The 17,639-nt window shown below is 37.7% G+C and carries 13 protein-coding genes, 1 other RNA gene and 2 pseudogenes; 14 read left to right on the top strand and 2 right to left on the bottom strand.

The genetic code is table 11. The annotated features are described in order from the left end of the window. Positions 1-6: 6 nt before the first annotated feature. From sufB to AACL31_RS12500, 6 genes and pseudogenes are all read left to right on the top strand, one after another. Positions 7-1,506 carry a Fe-S cluster assembly protein SufB gene (gene sufB / locus AACL31_RS12525; RefSeq protein ID WP_310512809.1) on the top strand — a complete coding sequence of 500 codons (1,500 nt, stop codon included), beginning with the start codon at positions 7-9 and terminating at the stop codon, positions 1,504-1,506. A gap of 44 nt (positions 1,507-1,550) precedes the next feature. Then, positions 1,551-2,297, top strand: a complete 747-nt coding sequence (sufC, locus tag AACL31_RS12520) for a Fe-S cluster assembly ATPase SufC (protein WP_310512808.1) — start codon at positions 1,551-1,553, stop codon at positions 2,295-2,297. 733 nt (positions 2,298-3,030) lie between these two features. After that, positions 3,031-3,765, top strand: a pseudogene (gene ydiK / locus AACL31_RS12515) (AI-2E family transporter YdiK); the annotation flags it as partial. Between the two features lie 254 nt (positions 3,766-4,019). Beyond that, an RNA gene (gene rprA / locus AACL31_RS12510) (antisense sRNA RprA) lies at positions 4,020-4,128 on the top strand. Positions 4,129-4,945: 817 nt separating this feature from the next. Then, positions 4,946-5,128, top strand: a complete 183-nt coding sequence (hemP, locus tag AACL31_RS12505; protein ID WP_310512812.1) for a hemin uptake protein HemP — start codon at positions 4,946-4,948, stop codon at positions 5,126-5,128. A gap of 78 nt (positions 5,129-5,206) precedes the next feature. Beyond that, positions 5,207-5,905, top strand: coding sequence for a TonB-dependent receptor plug domain-containing protein (locus AACL31_RS12500; protein WP_310512813.1), 699 nt, complete (start codon positions 5,207-5,209; stop codon positions 5,903-5,905). Positions 5,906-5,914: 9 nt separating this feature from the next. On the opposite strand, the gene AACL31_RS12495 is transcribed toward AACL31_RS12500, so the two are convergent. After that, on the bottom strand, positions 5,915-6,883 hold the full coding sequence (locus tag AACL31_RS12495; protein WP_339053074.1) for an IS110 family transposase: 969 nt from the start codon (positions 6,881-6,883) through the stop codon (positions 5,915-5,917). A gap of 123 nt (positions 6,884-7,006) precedes the next feature. Here AACL31_RS12495 and AACL31_RS12490 point away from each other — a divergent pair, with 123 nt between their 5' ends. The 6 genes and pseudogenes from AACL31_RS12490 to AACL31_RS12465 all read left to right on the top strand — a co-directional run bounded on the left by AACL31_RS12490 (position 7,007) and on the right by AACL31_RS12465 (position 12,655). Next, on the top strand, positions 7,007-8,278 hold the full coding sequence (locus AACL31_RS12490) for a TonB-dependent receptor domain-containing protein (protein ID WP_339053201.1): 1,272 nt from the start codon (positions 7,007-7,009) through the stop codon (positions 8,276-8,278). Continuing rightward, positions 8,275-8,610 (top strand): hypothetical protein, encoded by a 336-nt coding sequence (locus tag AACL31_RS12485; RefSeq protein WP_129109305.1) that lies wholly within the window; start codon positions 8,275-8,277, stop codon positions 8,608-8,610. The genes AACL31_RS12490 and AACL31_RS12485 overlap by 4 nt, the downstream gene beginning before the upstream one ends. Before the next feature lie 352 nt (positions 8,611-8,962). Continuing rightward, on the top strand, positions 8,963-10,015 hold the full coding sequence (locus AACL31_RS12480; protein ID WP_310511973.1) for a hemin-degrading factor: 1,053 nt from the start codon (positions 8,963-8,965) through the stop codon (positions 10,013-10,015). Positions 10,016-10,035: 20 nt separating this feature from the next. After that, a pseudogene (locus AACL31_RS12475) lies at positions 10,036-10,858 on the top strand (heme/hemin ABC transporter substrate-binding protein). Then, positions 10,858-11,853 (top strand): iron ABC transporter permease, encoded by a 996-nt coding sequence (locus AACL31_RS12470; RefSeq protein ID WP_310512011.1) that lies wholly within the window; start codon positions 10,858-10,860, stop codon positions 11,851-11,853. Before AACL31_RS12475 ends, AACL31_RS12470 begins: the two are co-directional and overlap by 1 nt. Before the next feature lie 10 nt (positions 11,854-11,863). Then, entirely contained in the window at positions 11,864-12,655 is a 792-nt protein-coding gene (locus tag AACL31_RS12465; RefSeq protein WP_310511974.1) for a heme ABC transporter ATP-binding protein, read from the top strand. A 131-nt stretch (positions 12,656-12,786) separates the two neighbouring features. Here the strand turns inward: AACL31_RS12465 and ppsA are convergent, their stop codons facing one another. Then, complete coding sequence (ppsA, locus tag AACL31_RS12460; protein ID WP_310511975.1) at positions 12,787-15,165, bottom strand: phosphoenolpyruvate synthase; 2,379 nt, start codon at positions 15,163-15,165, stop codon at positions 12,787-12,789. Positions 15,166-15,403: 238 nt separating this feature from the next. Here ppsA and ppsR point away from each other — a divergent pair, with 238 nt between their 5' ends. Next, complete coding sequence (gene ppsR / locus AACL31_RS12455; RefSeq protein WP_310511976.1) at positions 15,404-16,243, top strand: posphoenolpyruvate synthetase regulatory kinase/phosphorylase PpsR; 840 nt, start codon at positions 15,404-15,406, stop codon at positions 16,241-16,243. Positions 16,244-16,381: 138 nt separating this feature from the next. Continuing rightward, positions 16,382-17,428 (top strand): 3-deoxy-7-phosphoheptulonate synthase, encoded by a 1,047-nt coding sequence (locus AACL31_RS12450; protein WP_310511977.1) that lies wholly within the window; start codon positions 16,382-16,384, stop codon positions 17,426-17,428. The last annotated feature ends 211 nt before the right edge of the window (positions 17,429-17,639 follow it).

Genomic DNA, 17,639 nt, shown 5'->3' with positions numbered 1-17,639 from the left:
TAAATTATGTCACAGCGTAATATAGAAATTGGTGATGATGTTCAACAATGGATAGCGGAGCATCGTTATAAAGAGGGGTTTTTCACTCAGGTTGCAACGGATGAATTAGCTAAAGGTCTCAATGAAGAGGTCATCAAAGCGATTTCAGCCAAACGTAATGAACCTGATTGGATGTTGCAGTTTCGTTTAGAGGCTTATCAACATTGGTTGGGTATGGAAGAACCCCACTGGCTTAAAGGCTATTATCCTGATTTAAACTACCAGGAATATAGTTATTATGCAGCGCCATCCTGCAATAGTTGCGATGATACTTGTCAAACTGAAACTGATTCATCGGCAGCGGGTGGGGATGAGCATAGCAATAATTATCTGACCGCCGAAGTTGAAGAAGCATTCAATAAACTTGGTGTACCAGTCCGTGAGGGTAAATTGGTTGCGGTAGATGCTATTTTTGACTCTGTTTCTGTTTCAACAACTTATCGTAGCGAATTAGCGAAACTGGGTATTATTTTTTGCTCTTTTGGTGAAGCTATCCAACAGTATCCTGAGTTAGTAAAAAAATATATTGGTACGGTCGTTTCTAATCGAGACAATTTTTTTGCGGCATTAAATTCTGCTGTCGCTTCTGATGGGACATTTGTTTATGTGCCAAAAGGAGTTCGTTGCCCGATGGAATTATCAACCTATTTCCGTATTAATTCAGCTAAGACCGGTCAGTTTGAGCGCACTATCTTGATTGCTGATGAAGGTAGTTACGTTAGTTATATTGAAGGATGCTCTGCTCCGGTGCGAGATAGCTATCAATTACATGCTGCGGTAGTTGAAGTTATTATTCATAAAGATGCTGAAGTAAAATATTCTACCGTACAAAACTGGTTTTCAGGTGGTGAAAGTGAAACCGGTGGCATTTTAAACTTTGTCACCAAACGCGCCTTATGCGAGGGTGAGAATGCCAAAATGTCCTGGACACAGTCTGAAACAGGTTCGGCTATTACTTGGAAATATCCTAGTGTTATTTTGCAAGGGGATAATTCGGTGGGGGAATTCTTTTCAGTGGCATTAACCAATGGTAATCAACAGGCTGATACCGGTACAAAAATGATCCATATTGGTAAGAATACGCATTCCACCATCATCTCTAAAGGGATCTCAGCTGGTCGTAGTCAAAATAGTTACCGCGGTTTAGTAAAGATTTTACCGACGGCAGAAAATGCCAGAAATTATACCCAATGTGATTCTATGTTAATTGGCACTCAATGTGGCGCGCATACTTTTCCTTATATTGAAGTAAAAAATAGTAGCGCACAGTTAGAGCATGAAGCTACAACATCTCGTATTGGTGAAGATCAACTCTTTTATTGTTTGCAACGAGGTATTAGTGAGGATGACGCCATTTCGATGATCGTAAATGGTTTCTGTAAAGATGTCTTTTCTGAATTACCATTAGAGTTTGCCGTTGAAGCACAAAAATTGTTAGCAATTAGTTTGGAGCATAGTGTGGGTTGATGGTTCCTATTAAAAGAATACTCAGTTATTCAAAGGCCAATGAAATGTTAAGTGTTAAAAATTTAAATGTCAGTATTGAAGGTAATCAAATTCTTAACGGATTAAATCTAGAAGTAAAAGCGGGTGAAGTACATGCAATCATGGGGCCTAATGGATCAGGCAAGAGTACATTATCAGCGACACTGGCAGGACGTGAAGAATATCAAGTAGAACAGGGTGAAATTCTATTCAAAAATAAAAATTTGCTTGAGTTATCGCCGGAAGAACGTGCAGGAGAAGGTATATTTTTAGCCTTTCAATATCCAGTGGAAATTCCTGGCGTAAGTAATCAATTTTTCTTACAAACCTCGGTTAATGCAGTAAGAGAGTATCGTAAGCAGCCACCACTAGATAGATTTGATTTTCAGGATTTTATTGAAGATAAAATTGAACTACTTGATATGCCGAAAGATTTACTTACTCGATCAGTAAATGTCGGTTTCTCTGGTGGAGAAAAAAAGCGCAATGATATTTTACAGATGGCAGCGTTAGAGCCTGAGTTATGTATTTTAGATGAAACTGACTCGGGTCTTGATATTGATGCCTTAAAAGTTGTGGCTAATGGCGTGAACTCACTTCGTAGCCCTGAAAGAGCTTTTATCATCGTTACTCACTATCAGCGTATTTTGGATTATGTACAGCCTGATTTTGTTCATGTTCTCCATCAAGGCAAAATTATTCAATCAGGTGATTTTACCTTGGCCAAAAAACTGGAGGTACAAGGCTATGGCTGGCTTATTGACCAACAGTGAAAGAGCAGAAAAACAGCAGCAAGTCACAAAGTTAAATCAACAGGCGCTAAAAAGCTTTGCGACACTTTTTTATGCCAGTAAGAGAGCAAATGAAAAACAAGCTCAGGCCTATTGGCAGCAGGTAGAGAAAATTGGTTTTCCGCCATTTCGCCATGAAGAGTGGCATTATACGCCGTTGGCAAAAGTACTTAACGCTCAATACCAATTAAATAGTGATAAAGTTAACACAATTACTGCTGAGCAATTAAAACAGCTGGCTATCTCCCTTGACGGCTGGCGAATTGTTTTGTTTGATGGATGTCTTATCCCTGACTTAAGTAGTGATAACTTTGGTCCTTATCAAATTCAAATGATGGATGCGCAAGCACAGCTTCCAGCGCCTATCGTGACCGATGAAATATTCCTGTATTTAACTGAGAGTCTGGCCGCTCAACCCCTAATGATTAAATTGGCCGCTAATCAACAGGTAGAAAAACCGCTCTATATATTGAATATTACCTCTGGTTCAAATCACCATAATTATGTTAATACTAGTCACTATCGCTATCATTTAGAGATTGGTGCCAATTGCAAATCGCAGGTTGTTGAACATTTTGTTTCTGTTGATGATAAGCCGCATCTGACAGGCAGTCGATTGACCGCTAATATAGGTGATAATAGTCATTTTAGTCATATTAAACTTAGCGTTGAAAACAACCAAAGTCACCATTTTGCCCATAATGACATCTTGTCATATGGTTGGCATACATTGGTCGCTAATGGCGGTAATACATTAATTGCTAAACTACAACCGTATGTTGGAGAAGCAACCAGCTGGTTCTTAGCGCAAGCCATTAATGCCGGGCGTTTCGTGTTTCATCTTGTCGTAATGTTACTATTTAGTGCATTACTCTATTTGCAGGGAGAAAGTGTTATATTAAGTATTCGGCATTTTGCCATTCGCCTGGCAGGTACGCGAGGCGATACCGCGATCCTACTTGCAGGCCAATCAATTCGCGCTGTTGCATTAGGTGTAGTAGTTACCGCATTAATACAAGCAATTACCAGTGGTATTGGTTTAGCTTTAGCAGATATTCCTTATGCTGCGATATTAACAATTCTTATCTTTGTATGTTGTGTTGCCCAACTTGGACCATTATTGATTATGGTACCCTCCATAGTATGGTTATTCTGGTCAGGCAATACCAGCTGGGCCATTATTATGATTGTATGGAGCATAATTGTCGCAACAATGGATGGCGTACTACGTCCTATTTTAATAAGAATGGGGGCGAATTTATCAATGATACTTATTTTGATTGGCGCTATTGGTGGAATTTTATCATTTGGCGTAATTGGTCTTTTTATTGGTCCAGTCGTTTTAGCTGTCTCACATAATTTACTAACCGCCTGGATGAATGAGGTTTCGAAACCAACTAAGTTATCAAATAATTTAACCAAATCTAATTTATATAAGAAAGATCCTTAAATTAAAATGATTGACTTAATTAATATTCTTGTTAATCATTATACTTAAATTATTTGAAATTTGTTGCGCTAAAAATTTTCCAAAATACCGATTAATACCGTACAATTAAATTTCATTAATTTTAACATTAGTATGATTAAATAATAATCTTATATAATTATACTATAAAGTTAAATTTTTATTGAGATAATTCTTAGTGATAAAACCTTAGAGTTATCTTAATATAATGCTTATAGATTAACCTCTTTATAAATTATTGGTTTCAATATTCCTAGCATTATTATGCAATAAAAAATCATGAAACCTACAGAATATTGCTGTGTGTAGTCTTTGCCTGTCAGCCCATGATAGGCTTTTTTTTTCTATTGCAAATAGTAATATTAATGATAATCAATTGATTTATAATGATATTATTGACTTTTATTTATAATAATCTAAAGCGCATCTGCTATAAAGTAAGATACTTACCTATAAATATTCATATTTTTAATTAAGCCTGCCAAACATTGATTAATAATAAAACATGCATAAATTTTACCTGTTATTCATTTACCACTCAATTGATTATCTAATACCATATATTATTATTTGATTTCTATTATATAACAGTAAATAAACCTTATTCTATATCATAATCTGGTCTGTCATCCGTCCAGCTATAATTAAACATATAATTTACAAATTTCAACTATGTTATTTTTTTAACGTCACTGAATATAAATAAAATAGTAAAAATAACCTAAAGTTAACAATAAATAAGTGAATGGAATACCATGAAAATCAAATAAAAGTTTTGAACGATATATTTTGACTATAATATAAACAAATAAAATCTATTATTTAAAATAATAACATTTTATTATATAATTGCATTTAGATTAAAAAACATATTTATTATCTATTTTATTGCTCAAAGAATGAATAAAAAACTATAAAAAACAGATAAATATTACTGATTATTCTAATACCATCTAAAATAATAATCCTGCTTTATAAAAATTATTTATATTCTTTCAACCATCCTTTATGAGAATAATTCTATTTTGTTGTTTTTAAAATAAATTTCTTAATTATTTATCATTATTTCACTTTATCACGGTTTATCTGCAGATGAAAAACCTTGATTAACAACAAAACAATAATAATTATCATTACCATTATTTAGTTATACCTCTTCGATATGAACAAACTCAGACAAAGTAATTTACTAAATTCAGATGTAAAACAAATAACAACCCAGATGATTAATACCATCAATAGCCAACATTTATTGGATCAAAAAGGAGTTGCTAATATCTACCATCAAGGTGAAATTTATCAATTACGCCAGACCAGAGCAGGAAAATTAATATTAACCAAATAAAATAATCAAAACCAAGCCACCTAACTACTATCAGGCAGCTAATTTTTAGATCTATTATAACAATAGGGAAGGATACCTATGGGTCTCAAGAAAAAAACCGCCTTAAAATCAATTAATTATATTAAATATTCACTATATGGCGTACCTTGTATCATCGGAATGCTGATTCCGCAGCCATCCTGGGCAAAAGCAGACGATAAAACCATTACCGTATACGCTGATCAAGCAATGCCAAATATATCCACTACCGCTAAAACATATACGGTAATTGATACTAGCAAGCCAAAATATCAATATGCATCTAACGCATTAGATTTATTAAGAAACATTCCCGGTGTCAGCCTCTCTGGCTTTGGTAGTACTAATGGCCAAAATTTAAACATGCGAGGTTATGAAAGTTCCGGGGTTCTCATAACCATTGACGGTATTCGGCAAGATATTGATGCTGGAACAATCACCGGCACCTTTCTAGACCCAATGTTTATAAAAAAAATCATTGCTATTCAAGGTAGTAATAGCCTACAAGATGGTAGTGGAGCCCTTGGTGGTACTATCGCCTTAAAAACAGTTAATGCACGAGATCTGCTGGCTCCAGAGCAATCTCATGGTGCTATTCTAACCTTAGGCTATAGCCATAATGATCAGGGATATCAATATGGTAGCTTATTATTTGGTAGAACTGACGACACTGATGGATTGATTGCCTTTAGTACAAGATCAAAAGGATCGCCTCATCTCAGTGATGGCTCAATTCCTTTTAATAAGCAACTGTCTTGAACGTTAAAATTATGGAGAAACGTGATGGTACGACTCATTCCATTCTTCGTTCTTTCTGAGCATCGCGTTCAGGATAGTCAGCAGCTTGCGCATACAGGCGACCAGCGCCACTTTTTTGGCTTTTCCCGCTGCAAGCAGACGCATGTAAAAGGCTTTTATCACCGGATTAAAGCGAGTTGCTACAAGCGCGGCCATATAAAGTGCTGTTCGGACTCCGTCCCTTCCGCCAAATATGGTTCGCCGACCACGCATGGTACCCGAGTCCCGGTTTATGGGGGCAACGCCTACAAGCGCGCTAATAGCTCGCCTCGAGAGGCTGCCCAGTTCGGGAAGCTCCGCCAACAACGCAGCAACTGTCATGGTACCAACCCCTTTAATGCTGCTCAGCCTAGCGGCCAGATCCTTAAAGTGGTTCCTTATGTGGTTGTTCATATCCTCATCGATTCTGGCAAGTTCATCTTCCAGCGCCTTGATGATGATGTTGATGCTTTTTCTATTCTGTGGATGTGCAGTATACAGCCTATTACGTTCTGCCACCAACATTGTAATCAACTGGCGTCTGCGTACGACCATCGCAGCAAGAACCTGACGTTCTGCATTTGGCAGAGTCCGGATAAAGCGCTCTCGCTCCGGATGTCGATTAATAACCTCTGCCATTTGTGCAAGCACTTTGGCATCAATACGGTCAGTTTTTGCCAGATAGCCCATAGCGCGGGCAAAGTCTCGGGATTGTCTGGGATTGATCACAGTGACGTCAAAGCCTTCAGCCTGGAGCGAGCAGGCCACAGTAGCTTCAAGCCCGCCAGTTGCCTCCATCAGAACCAACACCACCGAATGCTTTCTCAATTCGGCGATAATGGCATCAAAACCGTCAGAGTCATTACTGACCGTAAACTGTGCAATATCACAGCTGGCTGCTATGTCCAGCGTTGCTTTAGAAACATCAATACCCACACAAAGTGGATTTGGCTGACTCATGATTACCCATCCTTGCAAATGCGTTATGGAGTACGGACAACTGTTCGGGTTTCAGATGAGTGACTCAGTGTATGCGCCGGTCGCTAATTAACGGGCTTAAAACCCTAGGAGGAATCGGGCTGCATGCACCTTGCCAAATCTAATCGTAACTATTTTAAACCGTTTTCAAGATACAAGGAGGAATCGGGCTGCATGCACCTTGCCAAATCTAATCGTAACTATTTTAAACCGTTTTCAAGATACAAGGAGGAATCGGGCTGCATGCACCTTGCCAAATCTAATCGTAACTATTTTAAACCGTTTTCAAGATACAAGGAGGAATCGGGCTGCATGCACCTTACCAAATCTAATCGTAACTATTTTAAACCGTTTTCAAGATACAAGGAGGATATTCACAGTCTACTCGCCAAGGGCAACTGGGCAATTACTCCGTCATATATGATTTCAGCTCAATTACGCTATTATCAAAATGATGGAATACAACTTAGAAACCCAGAAGTTGTCAAACCTAACTATTACACAAATAGCCACTATGATCGGAATACCAAACAATATGATATTCAATTGACACAAAAAATTTATCCTCTTCATACGAAAAATTGGCTTATAGATTGGGATCTTTACTACAGTAAACTCATGATCAAACAAAAACCTATTAATAAAAACAATGATGAAAACCGTTCACTTAATATCCAAGGAAGCAGGATAACTAACTATTTTACCTGGGATCATAATCAGTTTGCTGCTCACCAATTCAACATTGGTAGCGAATTTTATCAACAACAGCAACAGTCTAATAAACAAGCTAATCACTTTCCAGTAGCGACATTACGTAATATTGCTGTTTGGTTAGAGGATGAAATAACATTAAATAAACTTCCTATTACATTTTCTGCCGGTACCCGCTATACGAACTATAAAAATGATAGTAATAAACACGGCAACAACCAGGATTCTCAATGGACATCTCGTGCTGCTATCAGTATTAACCCAACAAATTGGTTGGAACTCTTTACCTCTTATGCCGAAGGTTACCGAGCCCCAAGATTAAGTGAAATTTATAACGATTCAAGACACTTCCCCGGTAGTTATTTCAAACCCAACCCTAATTTACGACCTGAACGCAACCACACTATTGAATATGGATTAAGGTTACATCTTGATAATAAATTGCTGGCTAATGATAGTTTGCAATGGCGCACAACTGTTTTTGATACTAAAGCAACTGATTATATAACAACCATCATTGATGGCCAGAGGCTAGACACATTAAGTATCAATACACCATCTGTGGTTATCCATGGTATAGATAGTAGAATTATTATACCACTCCTTGGTTCAATGCTGTTCTCGCTTACAATCGAACTCATGCGAAAGACACCACATCTGGTATGAGCATTTCATCGATTCGACCAGAAAGTTTGACGGCTTCACTTGATGTACCACTGGCTAATAGCGGTTTTTCATTGGGCTGGGTTGGACAGTTTGCCGCCAGAACTAATCGCTCTGGCGACCATAGAGGTAAAGATAAATATTGGAATCCTATCACTCAACAAACGGGTTATGGTACCAATGACTTCTATCTATATTATCAAGGAAATGGGCGGTTATCAGGCATAAATTCCACCCTATCATTAACCAATGCATTTAATAAGTCCTACACCTCATCATTAGGTATTCCACAGGAAGGTAGGAATATACATTTTAAAATTAATTATCGCTGGTAATTATTTTTATTAACGTAATAGCAAGTCATAAGTAATTACTTATTTATTTTACTCATGACAATTAATTTTATTGCGAAATCTCTCTCTATCAGAGCAAAATTTTGTCATAAATACGTTTTTTAGCTCAAAAAACAAACAAAATAATAAAAATCAGACAATCTACAGCAACAAGTGGTTTATAGAGCTAAAGATTTCTATTTAAGCTATTAGTAATGACAAACAGGATTTTAAATTTAATAAATCAGAGAGACCCTACAATTTACACCTATGTCCAACATTAGGCATAGCAGGTTAGTGATAGTAATAAATAAATTATGGATCAACACAATATACCTAATAAGGAAATGAAAGTATGAACGATTCACTTTATAACCGCTACCAGCAGGCAAAACAGCAGAATAATCTGCAATCAATGGCAGAATCGGTAAACTATTTAAATGTCACAGAAGCAGAATTGATTTATGCATGTGCAAATGCTGATGATGCTAAACGGTTAAATATAAACCCAACACTATTATTACCTGAATTAGCAAATCTAGGTGAAATAAAAGCAATTACCAATAATAAATATGCCACTCATATCCATATCGGTGAATTCAAAAATATTCGTTTAAACAACCTGACTGGTATTGTTCTTAATCCCAGAGAACTGGATTTGCGTATTTTTCTTGATCACTGGGCAATCAGCTTTGCCTTAACTGAGACATTTTCAGATAATATACAGCACAGTATTCAGGTTTTTGATCATTATGGTAATACCGTACATAAGATCTATGCCACTGAAAAAACCAATATGGCTGTTTGGTATAAGTTAATCAATCAATATCAAATGACCGCCAATCCGCCATTAAATTTGCGTCCTATTACTGCCTATCAACAACCACCACATATTAACGAAGCGGTAAAAAAACAACTAGAAACAGATTGGAGCAATATGACAAATATTCATCAATTTTTTCAATTATTGCAAAAACATAATGTCAAACGGCAACAAATCTTCGCCGCAGTTAGCGACGAACTTGCTTATCAGGTTAATAATCATTCTCTCTATCACATCCTGCACTCCGCCTTTAATCAACAAAATGAAATTATGATCTTCGTTGGTAACCTTGGATGCATGCAAATATTTACCGGATGCATTCAAAAACTGGCGGCTTATCATGACAAACAAAGCTCGCTACAAAAAATTAATGTTTTAAATACAAAATTCTCCCTCAATGTGATTGAAACTGGCATCGCTAACAGTTGGGTAACACGTAAACCAACCAAGGATGGTATAGTCACCAGCCTGGAAATTTTTGATCACTATGGCAATCAAGTCATTCAACTATTTGGTCAACGTACCGAAGGAGAACCTGAACAATTAGATTGGCAAAAGCAAATTTCAACCTTAACTAAAATATAATGACAGGAGTTAAACTTAATATGAAATTAGGGCTTCTCTCCATCATCATATTTTTACTCATTCCTTATTCTCAGGCAAATGAACGCATTATTACCCTTGGAGGGGATATTACTGAAATTATCTATGCCCTTAATGAAGGAAACAGGTTATTGCTCGAGATAGTACCAGTCGTCAACCAGAATCGGTATTAAAGCTTCCTGACGTAAGCTATATGCGTATGTTAAATGCTGAAGGCATTTTTCGCTATACCCGACACTAATCTTAGCAAGTGAACAAGCTAAACCCGATTTAGTCCTAAAACAAATTCAACAAACAGGAGTGAAAATAATAAAAGTAACAGAAACACCTTCTCTGGCAGCCATACCAGAAAAAATTCGCACCATTGCTAACGCTATCCAGCAGCCACAAAAAGGTGAACAACTCATCGATAAATTTAATGAGCAATTGTCATTAATTAATACTGCTCCTTTGCAACAAAAAATCATTTTCATATTTAGCCATAATGGAACTGTACCGCTAGTCGCCGGTCAACGCACCGCGGCAGATAGTATTATTTCAACGGTCGGGGCCAAAAATGCATTGCAAGGTTTTAATGGTTATCTGCCACTTTCTCAAGAGGCCATCATTGCCAGCCAACCTAATTGGATTTTAATTACTCTTGAAGGGCTCCGCTCTTTAGGTGGAATAGAAAAAGTCTGGCGATTGCCGGGTATTAATATGACACCTGCCGGAAAAAACAAAGCATTACTCGTCGTTAATGATTTAGGGCTGCTCGGATTTGGCTTGTCGACGCCTAGCGTTATGAAACAAATACTTGATACTTTGGAAAAAACCAATAAATGATGAAACAATTCGCTTATCCAAAATTGGGCTTATTCATTTTATTTTGTATTGTTATTTTAATTACCTTACTGGCGGCAAATGTGGGTGCAATGGCTTTGTCGTTTAACACACTTTGGCAACAACCATTAACCGATAATCATTGGCAAATTTGGTTAACTATTCGCTTACCCCGTATTTTGCTGGCATTATTAGTCGGCTGTGCATTAGCCGTTGTGGGTGCTATTATGCAAGGGCTATTTCGTAACCCATTAGCCGATCCCGGCTTACTTGGCATTAGTAGCGGAGCAGCCCTTGGTGTTGCGCTTTTTATTGTTCTTCCCTTCCCCAGTTCTTCACTGTTAAGTGACTATGGTTATCTGATAGCCGCGTTTGCTGGTGGCTTTATTATTGCAATAGTTATTTTTTCATTAACCCATTATTCAAATGGTCATTTAACAAAATTACTTTTGTCAGGCATAGCGATTAATACATTATGCGTATCTTTCATTGGTGTACTTAGCTATATTAGCGATGACCAACAGTTACGCAACTTTACATTATGGATGATGGGCTCTTTAAGTCAAAATAATGGTGCCATATTAGCCATTGCCGCCACCATCATCTCACTGACCATACTTATTACCTTACAACAAAGTAAGAAACTTAATTTATTACAATTAGGTGATGAAGAGGCCCATTATCTCGGTTTAAAAGTAAAAAAAACAAAATTTATCCTGTTACTACTTAGCTCACTTTTAATTGGTTGTGCTGTTGCGCTAAGTGGAATAATTGGTTTTATTGGTTTAGTTGTCCCACATCTTATTAGAATAAGCTTTGGCGCCAACCATAAATGGTTATTACCCGCTTGTGCTTTAGCCGGGGCCGCTTTACTACTTACTGCTGATACCATCGCTCGTACCATAGCCACACCGGCAGAAATTCCAGTAGGCTTAATTACCGGGTTAATTGGTGCCCCTTATTTTCTCTATCTTATTTTAAAACAGTCACAAGGTTAGTAATAAAATTATGTGCCGCTCTTCCCCACCTTTTATTGCAGCAAAACGACTCTGTTATAGCGTAAACAGTCAAAATATTATTGATGATTTATCACTGTCACTCTATCACAACCAAATAAGTATTATTATCGGGCCTAACGGTGCCGGAAAATCGACCTTACTACGTTTATTGACCGGCTTTCTTAAACCACATACTGGAGACTGTTTATTAGAAGGGAAATCGCTGGCAACCTGGGATATTAATAAATTATCGCGTAAACGTGCGGTAATGCGTCAACATCACCAACTCAACTTTCCGTTTACCGTTGAAGAAATTGTGGCAATGGGACGAACTCCCTATGGTAGTTATTATTTCAATCAAGCTATCGAAAGTGCATTAATACAAACAGACTGCCTGGCATTGCGTTATCGAAATTACCAACAACTTTCTGACGGAGAACAACAACGTGTTCAGCGAGCACGAGTTATCGCCCAACTTTGGCAGCCAGAGCCCAATAATAGCTACTTATTTTTGGATGAACCAACCTCGGCACTTGATCTCTATCATCAGCAGCAAAGTTTACGTTTATTACATCGATTAAATCGAGAACAATCTATTGGCATCTGTTGTGTATTACATGATTTAAACCTAGCAGCATTATATGCAGATCGCATTTATTTACTTTATCGGGGGCGACTGGTTAGTGTCGGCACGCCGCAACAAGTCATGACAGAAGACAATTTACGCCGCTGGTACAGAGCCAATCTTTATGTGAAAACTCATCCAGACAAAAATGTTCCGCAAATATTTTTACATCATTAACTAATTGATTTTGATTGATAATCGCCAGTTAAAAGCATAAATATTAAATATTGATCGCCACTAACTGAGTCTGTTTTTTTATGTTCAGCCTCAGTTTGCAAAATAAATTTAATTAATAAAATTAACCAGTACTAATCATTTTCGGCCAGTGACAACCATGTTTTCATCACCGTATCGGGATTAAGCGAAAGACTATCGATCCCTTCTTTCATTAACCATTGGGCAAAATCCTGATGATCAGAAGGACCTTGACCACAAATACCTACATACTTGCCTTGCTGTTTCGCGGCTGTGATCGCCATTGAAATTAATGCTTTTACCGCTTCATTACGTTCATCAAATAATGAAGAAATAATACCCGAATCACGATCAAGCCCGAGGGTTAATTGTGTCATATCATTCGAACCAATAGAAAATCCATCAAAATAGGCAAGAAATTGTTCTGCTAATAGGGCATTTGATGGAATTTCACACATCATTATAATTTTCAAACCATTTTCACCGCGTTTTAAACCATGATGTGCTAACTCCTCAATAACAGCTTCTGCTTGAGCTACGGTTCTGACAAATGGGATCATAATCTCAACATTGGTTAACCCCATGATATTTCGCACCCACTTGACCGATTCACACTCCAGGGCAAAACATTGGCGAAAACTATCGGACACATAGCGTCCGGCACCACGAAAACCTAACATAGGGTTTTCTTCATGAGGTTCATAAAGCTCACCGCCAATTAAGTTAGCATATTCATTTGATTTAAAATCAGATAAACGGACAATCACCCGTTTCGGCCAAAATGCTGCCGCTAGTGTTGCAATTCCTTCTGTTAAGCGACAAATGTAAAACTCAACCGGATCCTGATAACCTAACATTAGCGCTCGAATTTCAGCCTGTAACTCAGCTGTTTGTTGCTCAAACTCTAATAAAGCGCGTGGATGGACCCCAATCATGCGATTAATGATAAATTCCAAACGTGCCAAACCAACGCCATCATTAGGTAAACAAGCAAAATCAAATGCTCGATCAGGATTACCGACATTCATCATGATTTTCACCTTTAATGGTGGCATTTTATCAACCTGACAACTTTTGATTTCAAATGGCAATTTATCAGCATAAACAAAACCGGTATCACCTTCAGCGCAAGAGGCTGTCACTAATTGGCACTCTTGTAGCCGCTCAGTCGCGTCACCGCAACCAACCACAGCCGGAATACCCAATTCACGAGCAATAATCGCCGCGTGGCAAGTACGTCCACCACGATTAGTGACAATAGCAGCGGCTCGTTTCATGACAGGCTCCCAATCAGGATCGGTCATATCGGTAACCAAAACATCACCAGCCTGCACACGACTCATTTCACTAATATCGTGGATAATTTTAACTGTTCCTGCACCAATACGTTGGCCAATAGCACGCCCTTCTACTAATACCTTACCGGTTTTTTTTATTTGATAGCGTTCCATTACCTGCTGATTAGAACGGACAGTTTCAGGACGCGCCTGGACAATATATAATTTACCATTATGGCCATCTTTAGCCCATTCAATGTCCATTGGCCGGCCATAATGCTGCTCAATTAATAATGCCTGATGAGCAAGGGTTTCAACTTCATGATCCGCTAACAAAAAACTATTACGCTGTTTTTCGGCTACCTCTTCAATTCTCACCTGCTTACCATGTTGATGATTATCAGCATAGACCATACGCATTTTTTTCGAGCCTAATGTTCTGCGCACAATAGCTGGACGGCCCGCTTTTAATGTCGGTTTATGCACATAAAATTCATCAGGATTAACTGCTCCTTGAACAACCATCTCGCCAAGCCCACACGCTAAGGTAATAAAAACTACCTGATCAAAACCTGATTCGGTATCTAAAGTAAACATTACGCCCGAAGAAACTAAATCAGAACGTACCATGCGTTGAATACCAGCAGAAAGCGCGATACCACGATGATCATAACCTTGATGAACTCGATATGAGATAGCCCGGTCGTTAAATAGTGAAGCAAAAACATGTTTAATAGCAACCATTACCGCGTCAATACCTTGTACATTCAAAAAAGTTTCTTGCTGACCTGCAAAAGAAGCATCTGGCATATCTTCGGCAGTAGCAGAAGAACGTACGGCAAACGAAATATCAGACTCATCGGCGGATAATTGCAAAAAAGCCTGCCGAATATCTTGTTCTAATTTATCGCCAAAAGGGGTATCGATGATCCATTGCCGGATTTGGCTACCTGCTTTGGCTAATTGAGTTACATCGTCAATATCAATTTCATCCAATAATTGGTATATACGCTGATTAACCCCACCTTGTTCTAAAAAATCATTGAAAGCTCGGGCGGTAGTGGCAAAACCATTCGGCACCATAACATTCAGATCAGCTAAATGTGTGATCATTTCACCTAAAGAAGCGTTCTTTCCACCAACTAAATCAACATCATTCATAGTAAGCTGGTTATACCAAAGTATATTGCATGAAGTACGGCCATTATCGGACATTGAAAAAGATCCCTTATTAAAATTCATAGGAAGTGTAAATATTTTAGTTAGTTGGCAAAAATTATCTCATCATTAAGACTAACATAGTGTTGAACCAAAAATGGAATGGTGAATCGATCAAGCTCATAATAATATTTTTTAACACCAGATAATCTATCATTCGGCTAACAAATTTTTACATTTGATCTTTATTATTTTACTTTCTAAAAATAGAATTAAAGAAAAGGAAAATTAACCAATGGACAATCATCACGCCAAAAATTTAGAACGCTGTGTATTTTTTATCTCTGACGGAACCGCTATTACTGCAGAGACACTCGGGCATGCAGTTTTATCACAATTTCCGCTAAATTTTTCTTCTTACACACTACCGTTTGTCACCAGCGAAAAACGCGCCGAAGAAATAAAACAAAAAATTGAACAAATCTATTTAAAAACCCATCTCCGGCCGTTGGTTTTCTACTCGATTATCTCTCCAACAGTAAAAAAAATTATTACCAATAGTGCTGGCTGTTGTCATGATATTGTCCAATCTTTAATTGATCCGATCCAGCAAGAGATCGGCTTAAAACCCGAACCAAAGCTCAACCGTACGCATGGACTATCTAATCTAAATCAATATGATGCTAGAATTGCAGCGATTGAATATACATTAGCGCACGATGATGGTATATCACTAAAAAATCTCGATCAGGCTCAGGTTATTTTACTTGGGGTTTCGCGCTGTGGTAAAACACCCACCAGCCTCTATTTAGCGATGCAATTTGCCATCCAGGCTGCCAATTATCCTTTCACCGCAGATGATATGGATAATTTACAATTACCACTTGCATTAAAACCTTATATAAATAAACTTTTTGGTCTAACAATTAGTCCTGAGCGTCTAGCCGCTATTCGTGAAGAGCGCTATGAAAAAAGTCGTTATGCTTCTTTACATCAATGTCGGATAGAATTAACAGAGGCTGAGGCTTTATTTAGAAGACATAATATTAACTATTTAAATACAACTAATTACTCTGTCGAAGAGATTTCAGCCAAAATTATTGAAATATTTGGGCTAAGTCGTCGTATATTTTAACAATTTAAAATTAGCTGAGAAACGCTCATTACTTTAACGATATCTTAAACAACCATTAGATCCAGTTTATTTTCGGTTATGGTAATGCTAGTTTATTTGCCAGAAAATCGACTATATTGAATTATATATGAGATAAATATGTATAAAACCGATGAGTTAAGAACTCAACCTATTGATAGACTTATTACGCCTCAAGCGCTGGTGGATGAATTTCCGCTATCCAAAGAAATTATCAAAAATGTTACAACGTCACGGAAATCGATTGAGTCAATTTTAATTGGCCAAGATCAACGCCTATTGGTGGTCATTGGCCCCTGCTCTGTACATGATACCCAAGCGGCACTTGAATATGCCAAAATGTTGGCTAAATTGCGCGGCGAATATAAAGATTATCTTGAAATCGTGATGCGTACCTATTTTGAAAAACCACGTACGGTGATTGGCTGGAAAGGTTTAATTTCCGATCCTGACCTAAACAATTCGTGCCAAGTTAATAAAGGCTTGCGTTTAGCCCGTGAGCTACTAACTAATATTAATCAACTTGGACTACCAACAGCAACTGAATTTTTAGATATGATAACCGGTCAGTATGTAGCCGATCTTATTAGCTGGGGAGCTGTCGGCGCCAGAACAACAGAAAGCCAAATCCATCGACAAATGGCATCAGCGCTGTCATGTCCAGTTGGTTTCAAAAACGGTACCGACGGCAATATCAATATTGCTATCGATGCTATTCGTGCCACACGTGCCAGCCATGTATTTTTATCACCTGATAAGAATGGCCAAATGACTATTTATCAAACAAAAGGTAACCCTTATGGCCATATTATTATGCGGGGAGGAAAACGGCCTAATTATAGCGCTGAAGATATTGCCATAGCCTGTAGTCAGTTACGCAAATTGGGATTACCAGAACGATTGGTTATCGACTTTAGCCATGGTAATTGCCAAAAAATTCATCAACGCCAAATCGATGTCGCTAAAAACATTGCTCAACAATTGCAAAAAGGCTCGAGGGCTATCGCCGGCATTATGGCAGAAAGTTTTCTAATAGAAGGTACCCAGCAAGTCACTACCGGCAAGCCACTTACCTATGGTCAGTCTATTACCGACCCTTGCCTAGGCTGGCAGGACACTGAACAATTACTAACTATACTTGCTGAAGCGGTAAAACATCGATTTTAGTCATCATAAAGGAGAATTTTTAAGTCACAATTAAATTAATTGTCAAACAAAATTCTTCCTTACCAATAAGTTATTTTATCTGGCCGGATTTACTGAATTTTTTATTATTAAAATACCAAATGCCCCACCATCAGCTATCTTTACCCTATACACTTGTATAATTTTTTATTGAGCCTATTTTAACAATCGCATTTACTATTTTGTCTGGTAA

Source organism: Arsenophonus endosymbiont of Crataerina pallida (assembly GCF_964020125.1).
Classification (GTDB): Bacteria; Pseudomonadota; Gammaproteobacteria; order Enterobacterales; family Enterobacteriaceae; genus Arsenophonus; species Arsenophonus nilaparvatae.
The sequence above is the reverse complement of the archived record's forward strand: the minus strand, read 5'-3'. Positions and strand labels throughout refer to the sequence as shown.

Excerpts from the sequence above, each read along its gene's own strand:
- sufB (WP_310512809.1), top strand. The coding sequence starts at position 7 with ATGTCACAGCGTAATATAGAAATTGGTGATGATGTTCAACAATGGATA.
- sufC (WP_310512808.1), top strand. The coding sequence starts at position 1,551 with ATGTTAAGTGTTAAAAATTTAAATGTCAGTATTGAAGGTAATCAAATT.
- hemP (WP_310512812.1), top strand. The coding sequence starts at position 4,946 with ATGAACAAACTCAGACAAAGTAATTTACTAAATTCAGATGTAAAACAA.
- AACL31_RS12500 (WP_310512813.1), top strand. The coding sequence starts at position 5,207 with ATGGGTCTCAAGAAAAAAACCGCCTTAAAATCAATTAATTATATTAAA.
- AACL31_RS12495 (WP_339053074.1), bottom strand. The coding sequence starts at position 6,883 with ATGAGTCAGCCAAATCCACTTTGTGTGGGTATTGATGTTTCTAAAGCA.
- AACL31_RS12490 (WP_339053201.1), top strand. The coding sequence starts at position 7,007 with ATGCACCTTGCCAAATCTAATCGTAACTATTTTAAACCGTTTTCAAGA.
- AACL31_RS12485 (WP_129109305.1), top strand. The coding sequence starts at position 8,275 with ATGAGCATTTCATCGATTCGACCAGAAAGTTTGACGGCTTCACTTGAT.
- AACL31_RS12480 (WP_310511973.1), top strand. The coding sequence starts at position 8,963 with ATGAACGATTCACTTTATAACCGCTACCAGCAGGCAAAACAGCAGAAT.
- AACL31_RS12470 (WP_310512011.1), top strand. The coding sequence starts at position 10,858 with ATGAAACAATTCGCTTATCCAAAATTGGGCTTATTCATTTTATTTTGT.
- AACL31_RS12465 (WP_310511974.1), top strand. The coding sequence starts at position 11,864 with ATGTGCCGCTCTTCCCCACCTTTTATTGCAGCAAAACGACTCTGTTAT.
- ppsA (WP_310511975.1), bottom strand. The coding sequence starts at position 15,165 with ATGTCCGATAATGGCCGTACTTCATGCAATATACTTTGGTATAACCAG.
- ppsR (WP_310511976.1), top strand. The coding sequence starts at position 15,404 with ATGGACAATCATCACGCCAAAAATTTAGAACGCTGTGTATTTTTTATC.
- AACL31_RS12450 (WP_310511977.1), top strand. The coding sequence starts at position 16,382 with ATGTATAAAACCGATGAGTTAAGAACTCAACCTATTGATAGACTTATT.